Here is a 14375-nt window from a genome sequence, read left to right as displayed (position 1 = left end):
AATATCTTGATGATATTTGCTTCAAAATTAACTCAATGCCGCGAAAAATATTTGACTTCAAAACGGCCTATGAGATAGACTTTAATAAAAGTAAAAGTGGTGCGGTTGAGATTTGATAAAAGAAAAAAGCACCCGGATTCGGGTGCTTTTTATATCTAAAATAAACGGATTGATACCAAACACTACTTTGATAACCGAAAACCCTTATAATAAAATGTAAGGAGGGTTTAAAGATGCATCATAAAATACGTAATTTTAGAGATTTAGGGGGGATTCCAGTAAAAGAAGGTCACGTAAAACACCATAAACTTTTACGGGGTGGTCCGCTCTATGATTTGGATGATGAGACGGTGTCGAGTCTTCTTAACGAATACCACCTTAAAATGGTTATTGATTTAAGATCTGATCGCGAAATCGAAGAAAAACCAAATAAGGTGATTGAAGGTGTTGAAGCCATTCATCTTGACATTATGACTAAAGCACAACAGAATGCAGATCCAGAAAAAATGGCACTTAAATATCGACGTGAAATTTCTACAGAACACATGAAAGGTTTAAACCGATTGTTTGTGGAAAGTCACGATGCACGGGATGAGTATCGTATATTTTTTAAATATCTTCTTAAAAATAAAGAAGGAGCTCTTTATTTTCACTGTACTGCAGGTAAAGACCGAACGGGTTTTGCGGCTGCTCAAATTCTTAAAATATTGGGAGCGAGTGATGAAGCAATCTTAGCAGATTATCTTGAAACCAATACAATGACTCATGAACTCGTTGAAAAAGAATTGGCGGGATTTAAAGTTAAAGAAAATCTAACGGATGATCAGGTGAATAATATTCGTGGATACATGACGGTGGATACCAGTTACCTTAAAGAAGCGTGGGATGCTATTGAAGAAATTTACGGGGATTTTGAAACTTATGTTTCAGAAGGTTTATTACTATCGGAAGAAGATGTGGAGACACTAAAAAAGATCTATATCGAATACTAACGGTTGCCAATGGCAATCGTTTTATTTTAAATTATGGTATAATGTTCACGAAAGTTTCACAAAGTGATTTGAGGGGTTTAGATTCATGGCATCTCGTTTTAAAAAAGGCATTACTATCATCCTGGTGTTCGCATTGATTGGCATTCAACCCATCAATGCGTTTTCACGCACCGACTATGAACGGGATGAAGGTTATTATCATGAGTTGTGTTCTGGGGCGAGCGCACGTGATCATCAGGATGAGTGTTCTGGATTTACCGAATATATTAATGAAAAACTTGCGGATTCGGAAACATTATTAAGACGGATTCGTGAAGAAAAAGAGACGGTTTTAGAGGAAATTGAAGATAATAATGAATTGTTAGAAGTTTACCAAAAAGAAATTTTGGTTTTAAAAGAACGTGTTATGGAGATTCAAGAGAGTATTCGAATCATTGAAGAAGATGTTTTGGCGACCGAAGCCAAGATTAAAGTGTTTGAAGATAAAATTAAAGTTTTGGAAGAGAAAGTGAAACTCAATATTCGTGCTTCACAATCCTCTCTTTATGTAAATAATTATATAGAGTTTGTATTTGGAGCTGCAGATTTTGTGGATTTAATTCGTCGCATGGAAGGGTTGACACGAATTAAGCAGAGTAATGATGGTGTGGTAAATGAGTTGATTGCTGCACGAAAGGCATTTGATGAAGAAAAAGAGCACTTGTTATCTCAAAAAGAACAATTGGAAGCGAAAGAAGCGTCTGTAAAAAAAGAAGAGCATGATATCAAAGTCTATCAGATGGAAGTCCGAGATTTGATTCAATCGTTGATGGCCAAACATCAAGTGCTTGAGGATCAAAGTAAAGAGGTTCAAGAAAAGATAAGTTTTGAGAACAAACTGTTTTTAGACCTTCGAAATTTACCCAATGAAAATGGATTTGTACGACCGATAAAATCAAATTATTGGGTATCAACAGGCACGTGGCATTATGCAAAAGGCGGTCGTCATATGGGTGTTGATTTAGCGCATGTTGATGCGCGTGTGGGCTTGGAAATTCTTGCTCCGGGCTCGGGTATTATTACTGGGACACAAGGTGGATGTCCAACCTATGGTTCGTATCCTCGCGGGAATTGTAATGGAGGTTGGGGTAATTATCTGACAATGATGTTTAGTGTGAATGGAAAAATTTATGGTGCGTTGTTTGCACACCTTGAAGAAAATTCATTTAAGATGTCACCCGGATCTGTAGTTCGTGCAGGCGATGTGATTGCGAATATGGGCTCTTCAGGTTTATCCTCGGGTCCTCATCTTCATTTAGAAATTTATTATCTTGGTTCTGATAGCATTGAGGCTGCATATGATCGTTGGGATGGAAACATAACCTTTGGGACGGGAGGCGCAAATTGGGGCAACGGTTGGGAGAAACGTTGTGAGATGAACAATCATGATGCTCCATGTCGCGAAAACCCTATGAAAATATTTAATTATACTTATGAAGCAGAATATTAAAAGTCGAGTGAAAATCTCGACTTTTTTATTTTTTTGAACATATCCATTGACAAAAAAGGAGAACAAAGTTATTCTTTTGTTGCAAACGTTTCGCATTTAAATAAATGGGTGTGAATTTAGGGTAACACTTAAAACATTCATATTTTGGAAATGCAAGGCCACGAAAGTGAGGATTTGAAATGAAAAAATTAGGTTTAGTATTGCTTGTCTTGATGATGCTAGTGGGTTGTCAAGCACAGAATAAAGATGAATCTGGAAAATTAAAAGTAATGACAAGTTTTTATCCACTCTATGATTTCGCGCAAAAAGTCGGAGGCGATAAAGTAGCAGTCGAAAACATTATTGAAGGTGGGGAAGCACATGGATATGAACCAAGTGCAAATGATATCATTCGTATTCAAGAATCCGATGTTTTTATTATGAATGGTGCTGGTTTTGAGGCATGGGCTCCTAAAACATTACAAAGTGTAAAAAATGAAAAATTAAAGATTGTTGATTCGAGCCAAGGGGTGACCCTCCATGAGGGTCATGACCATGATGATCACGATCACGATCACGATCATGATGATCATCATCACGGTGAATATGATCCACATATTTGGATGAATCCCATGAATGCCTATCAACAAATGAAAAACATTAAAGATGCTTTTGTGGAAGTAGATCCAGAAAACAAAGAATATTACGAAGAAAACTTTAAACGTTATGGTGCTGAGTTTGAGTCATTAAGCAATGATTTTGAAAATAAGTTACGCAATGTGAAAAACAAAGAAGTTGTCGTAGATCATACAGCATATGGATATATGCTTGAGCCCTATGGTATCGAACAAGTTGCCATTGCAGGCAGTCTTCTAAGTAGTGAACCAACTGCAAAGCAAGTGGATGAATCCATCCAATACATTAAGAATCAAAACATCAAAGCAATCTATATGGAATCACTCAGTAATGATAAATTACTCCAAACGATATCCAAAGAAACGGGTGTGAGAATTCTTAAATTAAACACGCTTGAGAGTTTATCAAAGCAAGATTTAGAAAAGGGCACCGATTATTTTAAAGTCATGCATGAAAACTTGGAAAGTCTTGTCGAGGGATTGTCACTCTAATGATTGAAAAACGAAAGGGTGTAAGTATACTCACAGTGCTTGCACTCTTTTTTTCCATTTCGCCCATTCACGCCCTATCTGAAAATGACTTTAAAAAAGATGAAGCATATTTCCATGACCTATGCTCTGGTCAAGCATCGCGGGAGCATGAAACCTTATGCAGTCAATTCACAGAGTATATTAATCAAAAAATAAGCGATTCCCAAACACGTCTTAAAGATATTGAAAAGCAAAAAGACGATATCAATACATCGATTGATACCCAACAGGAAACAATTCGAGTTTATCAAGAAGAGATTAATACCCTTTCCGCAACTGCTCGTGAATTAAAAAATTCCATTACCGCAATCAATGAAGACATCAAACAAACACAAATTAATATCGATGTCTATCAAAAAGAAATTGATGTGCTAAATGAAAAAGTAAAGAAAAACATTGCAACCTCTCAATCACAACTTTACGTCGATCCTCTAGTCGAGTTTGTCTTTGCGGCCGTCGATTTTGTCTCCCTCATTCGCCGTGTCGAAGGGATTGCGCGCATTAAGGAAAGCAATGATCTTACCGTAAATAAATTAATTGAAGCAAAGAAGGTTTTTGATTTAGAAAAAGAACATTTAAATCATCAACGCCAAGAATTAGAGAAAAAAAACAAGCTGATTGAAGAACAAGAAACGATTAAGAAAGCATACATGGAAAAAGTCAAAAAGACGATTGCCTCCTTGATGGAGAAAAACAAAGCACTCGAACTCCAATATGACGAACTCCAAGAAAAAATCGATCTTGACAGTCGCTTGTTAAGTCGAATCTCGAGTATTGAAGAAACCAATGGCTTTATTCGCCCCGTTGAAAGTGGATACTGGGTATCCGCAGGAACTTGGACTTATCCATGGGGTGGTCATCACATGGGGGTGGATTTAGCTTCCGTTACAGGATCGATTGGTCTCAATATATTGGCACCGGGGTCGGGACTTATAACGGCAGTTAATGGAGGGTGTCCCACATATGGATCGTATCCAAACGGCTCGTGTAATGGAGGATTTGGTAATTACATCACCATGATCTTTAAGACAAATGGTGTTGTTTATGGAGCGATGTTTGCTCATTTAAAAGAAGGAAGTATGACCGTTTCCCCAGGTGATATCGTTTCGGGCGGAACAGTGTTAGCGCAAATGGGTTCTTCAGGATTATCCATGGGACCCCATCTACATCATGAACTTTATTATCTCGGTGAAGATTCGATTGAAGCAGCATACGAGCGATGGGATCGGTCGGTAACCTTTGGTACAGGTGGTGCTTATTGGGGGAATGGGTGGAATATGCGCTGTGATACCAATGGTCGAAGTGTTCCATGTCGTGAAAACCCTATGACGATATACCAATACACACTTGGAGGTGAATATTGATGCGAAAATACCTACCTCACGGGGTCATCCTTCTAATCATCATTTTATGTTCGTTGTTATCGTATCACTTTCAAAATCATGCGGTTATGGCACAGTCCTTGGAAAGTAAACATGACGCTTTGTATCAAGGAACCGTAACAAAGGTCCGAACCGAAAAAGATGAAACAACGAAAATGACGAAGCTATTTTTAGAAGTATACTCTGAATCTTTTCCATATCTTAATAAAACAATTTCAATCGAACAATCCTTGAGTGAAAATACGGCTCAGGCCCTTCTTCCATTACAAAAAGGGGACTCTGTTCTATTGAATCAAACGACAAATGATGAGGGGGTCCAGTATACGCTCAATGGTCCAACCCGAAGCATGCGTGTATTTGTCGTGATTGGGATCTTTAGTATCCTCTTACTGGTTATTGCAAGAAAACAAGGTTTGAAAACGTTAATGTCGTTTGCGTCAACGGTTTTCGTGGTTGGAACCGTCTTTATACCTGGTATTTTAGCCCAACAAAATATGTATCTTTTGGTATTGGTTGTTGCGCTCTGCATTACCCTTCTATCATTTATCACATTGTCGGGATTCTCCAAGAAAACAATGGCTTCTATTATTGGGACACTGGGGGGTGTTTTGGTCGCAATCGTATCGGCAATGCTGATTGTCTTCTTTTTAAAGATTCGAGGTGCAGCGTCAGAAGAATACTCGTATATTGCGATGATGAATCGCGAACAGCCTTTCAATGTAAATCAAATTCTCTTCGGTGCTGTAATCATTGGGGGACTTGGGGCGATGATGGATATTTCAATGTCTATTGCTTCATCAATGTGCGAGATGATTGAAATCGAAGCGTCCTTACCAAGACGCGATCTCGTGAAAGCAGGCATGAACGTGGGCATTGATGCAATCTCAACCATGGTCACAACGCTTGTCTTGGCATATACAGGAGGTGCTTTGCCATCAATCATACTCTTAAATCTCTATCAGCGAAGTGGTACCTATATTCTCAATAGCTTATGGTTTTCCGTTGAAGTCCTCCAAGCACTTGTTGGTTCCATCGGCATGATGGCAGCCGTTCCATTAACCGTATATTTTATGAGTTGGATTCAAAAGCGTTTACAACGAAAAACGAATACGAAAACCTGTAGTTAAATGGTTGTATATCATAGTTTTTCATATCTATGTATGGTAGAATTATCATCAGTACAAATAGATGATAAGGGGTGTTTATATGAAAAAAACTATTGTACCAGAAGGATATCAGTCCAGACTTGGTGTTTATGACACACAAACTGCGATTGGATTTATTAAGCGTTGCTTCGAAGAGGCGCTCACAGGAAGTTTAAAATTAAAACGGGTTTCTGCGCCTTTGTTCGTGGCACGAAATTCGGGTTTAAATGATGACTTAAATGGTGTGGAGCGTCCGGTTCGTTTTGACGTTCCCTCACTGGATGCAGAGGGTGAAGTAGTACACTCCTTGGCAAAATGGAAACGCATGGCGTTACATCAATATGATTTTAGAGAAGGAAACGGTCTTTATACGGATATGAATGCAATTCGCCGTGATGAAGCGTTGGATAACATTCACTCAATTTATGTGGACCAGTGGGATTGGGAACGTGTGATTTCACGTGAACAACGTACGATAGATTATCTAAAAGAAACGGTTCAAAGCATTGTGAATGCGATCGTGGAAACTTCAAGTCGTTTACATACGAAGTATCAAGATGTGGATGTCATGATTGATTCAAATGTATCATTTATTACAAGTCAAGAATTGGAAGATTTGTATCCAAACTTGAGCTCTAAAGAACGAGAAAACGCATATGTTAAGGAACATCATACAACGTTTATCATTCAAATTGGTGATAAACTCAAGAGTGGAAAACCGCATGATAACCGCGCTCCGGACTATGATGATTGGTCTTTAAACGGAGATTTGTTGTTCTGGCATGAACCGCTTGGGATTGCACTTGAACTATCCAGCATGGGAATTCGTGTCGATCGCGAAGCGATGTTGTATCAACTTAAAGAGGCAAATCAAGAAGATCGCTTAAAATATGATTTCCATAAGATGATCGTAGACGATGAACTTCCACTAACAATTGGTGGTGGGATTGGTCAGAGCCGTATGTGTATGCTGTTATTGGGAAATGCACATATTGGTGAAGTTCAAGTAAGTCTTTGGGATGATGAGACTTTAGACACATGTAAAGGAAAAATAGAACTCTTATAAGTAAATAAAAAAACCTCTCAATGGATATCGAGAGGTTTTTTCGTGTTTAGAAAGCTGGTGAGAGTGTTGCGCTGTGTTCTTCTGTTAAGAATTTACGAACAGCATCACTTGTCATGGCTTTTTTTAGTGCTTGAATTTTCGCATCATCTTTATTATCTTCACGTGCTACTAATGAAATTGCATAATGTCCATCTGATTTTTCTAAAATTAGCGCATCACTTGGTGTGAGTCCAACTTGTTTAATATAAGTAGGATAGTTGAATACGAGATCGACTTCTTCATATGCTTGATTTAAAGTTAAGAGATCAACTTCAATAAACTGATAGTTTTTATGATCTGTTACGTCTTTAATCGTTGCATCATATTTAACACCATCTTTTAATGTGATGAGTCCAGCATCTTGCAAGATTAGAAGGGCACGAGCTTGGTTGACTGCATCATTTGGAATTGCGATTTTTGCGTCATCTTTAAGATCCTTAATGTCCTTAAGATCTTTTGAGTAGAAACCTACAATTGCATCATAGATTGGTTGAATGCCTACAAGGTTACCACTTTGACTCTTGTTGAACATTTCCATAAAGGGAACATGTTGGAAGAAGTTGGCATCGATTTCTTTATTATTAAGAGCAGTATTAGCTTGGGTATTGTCTGAAACGGATACAAGTTCAAGTTCATAACCGTCTTTTTTCAATTCCTCTTTAGCAATTTCGACAACATCGGTCATTGGCATCATATGTGATGCAACCTTTAACTTCATGTCATCTGGATTTTTTTTGGCGCCGCATGCGGTAAGCATGAGCATTGCTGTGAGTAATACAAGTCTTTTTTTAATCATCTTTTCTCCTTATCGCTTATCAATTCGTTTAGCGATTCTATTTCCTGTGAATTGAATCATCAGTACAAGAACAATCATAATGAGAATGGTTGCATACATGATTTGCCACTCAAATCGTTGATAACCATATCGCATTGCGAAGTCCCCGATTCCGCCGCCACCAACAACTCCCATTACCGTCGAGTAATTTACATAACTAATAATGGAAGATGTAAGTCCGAGGACAAGTCCTGATCGTGCTTCAACAAACAGAAATTTAAAAACAAGTTGAAACGGTGTTGCTCCAAGTGAGAGGGCACTATCAATAATTCCTTGAGGAACCTCGAGGAGTGCTTGTTCAACAAATCGAGCATACAATGCCGCTGCAACAAAACTCATGGGTACTGAGGCTGCATAAGTTCCAAGTGAAGTCCCAATTAAGAATCGAGTCACCGGAATCATAAACACAATAAATAATAAAAACGGAAACGAACGCACCACATCCACATATCCATTTAAGAAAAATGAAACAAATCGATTTTCGTAATACCCGTCTTTTCGGGTAAGGTAGATAAGTGTGCCCAGTGGTAATCCAATTAAAAGTGCAGATAGAATTGAAAATCCTAAAAGAATAAAGGTTTCGCTCAGTGCTTTAAGCAACTCAGCATGAAATTCAGCGTATATCGATATCATTGTAATAAATAGTCCTTTGCATGGATTGCGTAAGAGGGTGTTGGATTGTCTTCATCGTGACGATTTACTGAAATCACTTCATGAAGCGTTCCATTATCCAAAATCGCAACCCGATCACACAACATCTTCGCAACTTCTAATTCATGAGTAACAATCACAATCGTTGTGCCGAATTGTTGATTAATCTGTTTTAAAACCTCAAGAATTTCTTTGGTAGTATGAGGATCTAAAGCAGATGATGGTTCATCACAAATTAAAATCTTCGGTTTGGTAATCAATGCACGTGCAATGGCAACACGTTGACGCTCTCCACCACTAAGTTGTGCAGGATAGTGGTGGATCTTTGATTCGAGGTGTACAAAGCAAAGCGCTTCAGACACCACATTACAATCTTTATTCTTTGCAAGTCTTAGTGGCAAGGCAATGTTATCAAACACAGTACGATTCCCCAATAAATTGAAATTTTGGAAAACGACGCCAATCTCTTTACGAAGTGAACGCATTGCGTTACTTGAGAGTGATTTTAAATCGATGCCATCAACGTAAACGACACCATCGTCGGGCTGTTCTAATCCATTGATTAAACGCAGCGCAGTTGACTTACCGGCTCCGCTTTCACCAATAATTCCGAAAATTTCAGATTGTTTGATTTCAAATGAAACGTTGTCGAGTGCCTTGAATGTTTTGTTTTTACCTTGATAATGTTTAGAAACATTTTTAAACTCAATAATAATAAAACCTCCCAGCTCATTAACCCACCGTTATTATAGTGGCTTTATACCTGATTTTCACCTGATATACTCATAAAAAAACAATAAAATAACGTGATTTTACTAACAAAATGAGCGTTCTGAAGGTTCATAAATACAGACTCATGTATAATAATAAAAAAAGGAGAATGATAAACATGACATCGATTTATAAAACAACGGCAATCAATGAAACAACTGTGCCAAATCAAACTCGAATTGAAGACGGTCTAGCACTTACAATGACACCGCCTTTAGATCCTCAAGAAGGTTCGAATCCAGAACAACTTCTTGCAATGTCGTGGGCAACATGCCTTAATGCCACAAGTCAAGCACTCTTAAAAGCACGAAAACTCGAACATAATTCAAGAGTGCGTGTTGAGGTAGACCTCCATAAAGAGGCAAATGGAGTAGGATATTACTTCAGTGCCTATGCATATTTGGCCGTAGAGGGAATTTCCTTAGAAGAAAGTGAACGTCTTGTACGTCAAGCCCATGAACGATGCCCTGTATCAAAACTGATTCATGGCAACGAACATGTTGATGTATTTGTGGAAGCATACTAAGCAGTCGAAAGGACTGCTTTTTTGTATTATGTTATTTAATGTAAATTTGGGGAATGAAGCATTGTTTGCATAAAGACATGATATAATCAAAACGTAAAATGAGGTGGCATAAGGATGAAATTAGAAAATGAATCGTTACTTTTAGAATTTGATTGTAAAGGTGCAGAGCTTCGTCGCGCATTAAATAAAGAGACGCAAAAAGAATTAATGTGGAACGGTGATGCTGCATTTTGGGGACGTGTTTCTCCAGTCCTTTTCCCCATTGTAGGAAAAGTATTTAATGGAAAATATACAATCGATGGTCAAGACTATCAATTATCGCAACATGGTTTTTTAAGAGACCAAGAATTTGAAGTTGTACGTCATACTGAAAATGAATTTGTATTTGAGTTTCACAGTAATGATTCACTGTTGGAAGTATATCCATACAAACACAAAGTACAAATTGCTTATAAATTAGATGGAAAACGGATCACTGTAACGTGGCATATCTTTAATAAAGATGAGAACGAAATGTTTTATGCCATTGGAGCACATCCTGCTTTTCTACTTGATGATGAAGATGATTATGAGTTTGTCTTTGAACAAACTGAAAACGTTCATCAATACGGACTCAAAGAAGGCTTTATTGATGGAAAGGCTCCCGTTCAATTAGATCGACTTGAGGTGAATGAAGCAAACTTCAAGGATACAACCTTAATCTATGATCATACTTCAGAAGTGACATTAATAAACAAGAACACCCAAGAATCCGTTACGGTAGCTTACGAAGGCTTTGACTACTTAGCGTTATGGCGTCCTTGTAAGGAAGGTGTAATGGCACCTTTTGTATGTATTGAGCCTTGGGTAGGTATTGCGGATGAATACGGTGGATACCCTGATATTCGTGAAAAGCTTGGAATTAAGCGTCTTCAGAAAAGTGATGACATTGTGCATCAATATACGGTGACGTTTCAATGAAGCAAAAATTTATTCAAATGATGCAGGGCCGTTATGGAACGGATAAACTGAATCAACATCTTCTTTATTTAGGTGTGGTTGTGGCGATTGTTGGGATTTTTACCCGACAAGTTTGGTTGCAAGGGGTTTGGTTGTTACTTTTAGTTTATGTCTATTACCGTACCTTCTCGCGTAAGATTCAAAAACGATATCAAGAGAATCAAGCGTATCTTACATTTTTAAGTAAAGGAAACGCGAAATGGAATCGCATTAAGTCATGGCCGAAGTATAAATATTTCACATGCAAGACGTGCGAAACCCGACTTCGTGTTCCGCGACGAAAAGGAAAAATTGAGATTACGTGTCCAAACTGTAAAACAAAATTTGACGCAAAATCATAAAACTTACTAAATTCGTGATAGTTTTCACAATGAAAACGCTTAACTTGTTTCATCCTCACGAATTTAGTTTTTATTTGCGCTTTTTTACGTTCATTTGTTTGAGTCAGCCTTTGATCCAACATACAATATGTATGTGAAAGAAATAACAAGGGAGGTCACATACCATGACAACTAAAAAAGTAGAATTGGACAACGAAGTCAATGAACTCGTTGCGAATGCTCAAAAAGCATTAAAAGGTTTTATGGATTTAAATCAAGAACAAGTCGATTATATCGTTGCGAAAGCAAGTGTTGCTGCACTCGATCAACACGGTGTTTTAGCGCAACTTGCTGTTGAAGAAACAGGACGAGGCTGTTTTGAAGACAAAGCAACGAAAAACTTATTTGCATGTGAACATGTTATTAACCATATGCGTCACCTTAAAACAGTTGGTGTTATCAGTGATGATGACATCACAGGGATTACCGAAATTGCTGATCCAGTAGGGGTTATTTGTGGAATTACACCCGTTACAAACCCAACATCAACTGCAATTTTCAAATCATTAATCTCACTTAAAACAAGAAATCCAATTATTTTCTCATTCCACCCATCTGCACAAAAATGTAGTATTGCGGCTGCGAAAGTTGTTTATGAAGCTGCAGTTGCTGCAGGGGCTCCTGAACACTGTGTTCAATGGATTGAACGTGGATCAAAAGAAAAAACAGATGAGCTGATGAACCACGACGGTGTTGCGACAATTCTTGCAACCGGTGGTAATGCAATGGTTCGTGCTGCTTACTCATGCGGTAAACCTGCACTTGGTGTTGGTGCCGGAAACGTTCCTGCATATATTGAAAAATCAGCAGATGTTGCCCAAGCTGTTAACGATATTGCCCTATCAAAATCATTTGATAACGGAATGATCTGTGCTTCAGAGCAAGCTGTGATTATTGACGTAGACGTTTATGATGAAGCCATAGAAAAATTCAAAAAATACGGTATGCACTTCCTCTCAGCTACAGATAAGAAAAAAGTTGAGAAATTTATGTTCGGAGTTTCAAGTGGCGATGCAAATGTTCTTGAAGCAAAATTAAATCCAAATGTTGTAGGGAAAGATGCAACATGGATTGCTGAACAAGCAGGGATTAAAGTGCCTTCAAATACAGTAATCTTAGCCGCAGAATGTAAAGAAGTAGGACCTAACGAAGTTCTAACACGTGAAAAATTATCACCAGTTCTTGCAGTCTTAAAATCAAAAGACAGCGATGAAGGAATCAGCTTAGCACGTCAAATGGTTGAATTTGATGGATTGGGTCACTCAGCAGCAATCCATACAAAATCAAAAGAACTTTCCGAAAAATTTGGAGAAACTGTTCCTGCAATTCGTATTATCTGGAACTCACCATCAACCTTTGGAGGAATTGGTAACATCTATAATGACTTTATTCCTTCATTAACACTTGGTTGTGGTTCATACGGACATAACTCAGTAGGCGATAACGTAAGTGCAGTTCACCTCTTGAATATTAAAAAGATTGGGAGACGTAATAACAATATGCAATGGTTCAAAGTACCATCAAAAATTTATTTCGAAAGAAACTCAATTCAATATTTAAAATCAATGCGTGATGTTGAACGTGTATTCGTTGTAACAGACCGTGCTATGGTTGATTTAGGTTACTACAACTTAATTGTTGAACAACTTAATAAACGTCGTAACAAAGTTCAAATTCAATTATTCTGCGATGTTGAGCCAGATCCATCATTAAACACTGTTAAACGTGGCTATGAAATGATGAAATCATTCCAACCGGATACAATTATTGCTTTAGGTGGTGGTTCACCAATGGATGCCGCTAAAGGTATGTGGATCTTCTATGAACATCCAGATGTAGACTTTAACGATCTTAAACAAAAATTTGTGGATATCCGTAAACGTGCATTCCGTTACCCAGACTTGGGTGAAAAAGCACAACTTGTATGTATCCCAACAACTTCCGGTACCGGTAGTGAAGTTACACCATTTGCAGTTATCACCGATACAGATGCAAATAAGAAATACCCACTTGCGGACTACTCACTTGTTCCAACTGTTGCGATTGTTGACCCAATCTTCACAACAAACCTTCCTGCATCCGTAACTGCAGATACAGGTCTTGATGTATTAACACATGCTACAGAAGCATATGTTTCAAACTTCGCAAATGACTATACAGATGGTCTTGCAATTCAAGCCATTAAAATGGTCTTTGAAAACCTTGAACGTGCAGTTCATAACGGAAAAAACGACTTGGATGCGCGTGAAAAAATGCATAATGCTTCAACCCTTGCAGGGATGGCATTTGCGAATGCATTCTTAGGTATGAGTCACTCATTAGCACATAAAATTGGTGGTAAATTCCACGAAATGCCTCACGGACGAATTAATGCAATTCTCTTACCTTATGTTGTACGTTATAATGGTACACATCCAGAAAAACCTTCATTATGGCCAAAATACAATGTATACCGTGCCCATGAACGTTATGCTGAATTAGCACGTATCCTTGGCTTACCTGCAAGCACAACCGAAGAAGGTGTTGAAAGTTATGCGCAAGCATGTCATGACTTAGCCGTTCGTTGTGGTATTAAGATGAGTTTCCAAGAACAAGGTGTTAATGAAAAAGCATTTATGGCTGAAACAGAAACCATTGCTTATCTTGCATACGAAGACCAATGTTCACCATGTAACCCACGTCTTCCACTTGTTAAGGATATGAAGGAAATTATTGAACATGCTTACTATCCTGCAGGAAAAATTCCTACAAAAACAAAAAAATAATTTAACGATTTAAAAAAGCATCGCTCTACCGGTGCAAAGAAAAAGCCCACATCAGCAGATGTGGGCTTCCTAAATTCAAATCTCAACCGCACCACCCAAGGTGCGGTTGTTTTTGTATAATAAAAGGAGCCCACCCGACTAAAAGGAGCTCCCATATGAAGTATAAACAATTAGATAAAAAAATGAAAGA

13 protein-coding genes and 1 pseudogene are annotated in these 14375 nt (G+C 38.0%); 11 read left to right on the top strand and 3 right to left on the bottom strand.

Annotation, left to right across the window (positions count from 1 at the left end):
• The 7 genes and pseudogenes from EPJ90_RS08405 to asnA all read left to right on the top strand — a co-directional run.
• Positions 1-116, top strand: a pseudogene (locus EPJ90_RS08405) (IS30 family transposase); the annotation flags it as partial.
• Positions 117-233: 117 nt separating this feature from the next.
• Positions 234-992 carry a tyrosine-protein phosphatase gene (locus EPJ90_RS08400; RefSeq protein WP_161637421.1) on the top strand — a complete coding sequence of 253 codons (759 nt, stop codon included), beginning with the start codon at positions 234-236 and terminating at the stop codon, positions 990-992.
• An 85-nt stretch (positions 993-1077) separates the two neighbouring features.
• A complete protein-coding gene (locus EPJ90_RS08395) occupies positions 1078-2481 on the top strand; it encodes a murein hydrolase activator EnvC family protein (RefSeq protein WP_200542979.1) in 1404 nt (467 codons plus the stop codon).
• 179 nt (positions 2482-2660) lie between these two features.
• Positions 2661-3587 carry a metal ABC transporter solute-binding protein, Zn/Mn family gene (locus EPJ90_RS08390; RefSeq protein ID WP_161637419.1) on the top strand — a complete coding sequence of 309 codons (927 nt, stop codon included), beginning with the start codon at positions 2661-2663 and terminating at the stop codon, positions 3585-3587.
• Positions 3587-4990, top strand: a complete 1404-nt coding sequence (locus EPJ90_RS08385) for a murein hydrolase activator EnvC family protein (protein ID WP_161637418.1) — start codon at positions 3587-3589, stop codon at positions 4988-4990. The genes EPJ90_RS08390 and EPJ90_RS08385 overlap by 1 nt, the downstream gene beginning before the upstream one ends.
• Positions 4990-6135 carry a YibE/F family protein gene (locus EPJ90_RS08380; RefSeq protein ID WP_200542978.1) on the top strand — a complete coding sequence of 382 codons (1146 nt, stop codon included), beginning with the start codon at positions 4990-4992 and terminating at the stop codon, positions 6133-6135. Before EPJ90_RS08385 ends, EPJ90_RS08380 begins: the two co-directional genes overlap by 1 nt.
• A 79-nt stretch (positions 6136-6214) precedes the next feature.
• On the top strand, positions 6215-7219 hold the full coding sequence (gene asnA / locus EPJ90_RS08375; protein WP_161637416.1) for an aspartate--ammonia ligase: 1005 nt from the start codon (positions 6215-6217) through the stop codon (positions 7217-7219).
• A 46-nt stretch (positions 7220-7265) separates the two neighbouring features.
• Here the strand turns inward: asnA and EPJ90_RS08370 are convergent, their stop codons facing one another.
• From EPJ90_RS08370 to EPJ90_RS08360, 3 genes are read right to left on the bottom strand one after another with little or no spacing between them, the layout of a single operon-like run.
• Positions 7266-8054, bottom strand: a complete 789-nt coding sequence (locus EPJ90_RS08370; protein WP_161637415.1) for a MetQ/NlpA family ABC transporter substrate-binding protein — start codon at positions 8052-8054, stop codon at positions 7266-7268.
• Between the two features lie 9 nt (positions 8055-8063).
• The gene (locus EPJ90_RS08365; RefSeq protein WP_161637414.1) at positions 8064-8726 is read right to left on the bottom strand and encodes a methionine ABC transporter permease; all 663 of its coding nucleotides are present in this window, start codon (positions 8724-8726) and stop codon (positions 8064-8066) included.
• Positions 8723-9454: a methionine ABC transporter ATP-binding protein gene (locus tag EPJ90_RS08360; RefSeq protein ID WP_342671846.1), complete on the bottom strand. Its 732-nt coding sequence runs from the start codon at positions 9452-9454 to the stop codon at positions 8723-8725. The genes EPJ90_RS08365 and EPJ90_RS08360 overlap by 4 nt, the downstream gene beginning before the upstream one ends.
• 179 nt (positions 9455-9633) lie before the next feature.
• Between EPJ90_RS08360 and EPJ90_RS08355 the strand changes: the two genes are divergently transcribed.
• The 4 genes from EPJ90_RS08355 (at position 9634) to adhE (ending at position 14185) form a co-directional block, all read left to right on the top strand.
• The gene (locus tag EPJ90_RS08355; RefSeq protein ID WP_125163709.1) at positions 9634-10041 is read left to right on the top strand and encodes an OsmC family protein; all 408 of its coding nucleotides are present in this window, start codon (positions 9634-9636) and stop codon (positions 10039-10041) included.
• 114 nt (positions 10042-10155) lie between these two features.
• Complete coding sequence (locus tag EPJ90_RS08350) at positions 10156-11001, top strand: aldose 1-epimerase family protein (protein ID WP_200542977.1); 846 nt, start codon at positions 10156-10158, stop codon at positions 10999-11001.
• Positions 10998-11381: a hypothetical protein gene (locus tag EPJ90_RS08345; protein WP_125163707.1), complete on the top strand. Its 384-nt coding sequence runs from the start codon at positions 10998-11000 to the stop codon at positions 11379-11381. The genes EPJ90_RS08350 and EPJ90_RS08345 overlap by 4 nt, the downstream gene beginning before the upstream one ends.
• A 164-nt stretch (positions 11382-11545) precedes the next feature.
• On the top strand, positions 11546-14185 hold the full coding sequence (gene adhE / locus EPJ90_RS08340; protein ID WP_161637412.1) for a bifunctional acetaldehyde-CoA/alcohol dehydrogenase: 2640 nt from the start codon (positions 11546-11548) through the stop codon (positions 14183-14185).
• The last annotated feature ends 190 nt before the right edge of the window (positions 14186-14375 follow it).

Origin of the sequence: Erysipelothrix sp. strain 2 (EsS2-7-Brazil) (assembly GCF_016617655.1) — a bacterium.
In the GTDB taxonomy this organism is placed as follows: Bacteria; Bacillota_I; Bacilli_A; order Erysipelotrichales; family Erysipelotrichaceae; genus Erysipelothrix; species Erysipelothrix piscisicarius.
The sequence above is the reverse complement of the archived record's forward strand: the minus strand, read 5'-3'. Positions and strand labels throughout refer to the sequence as shown.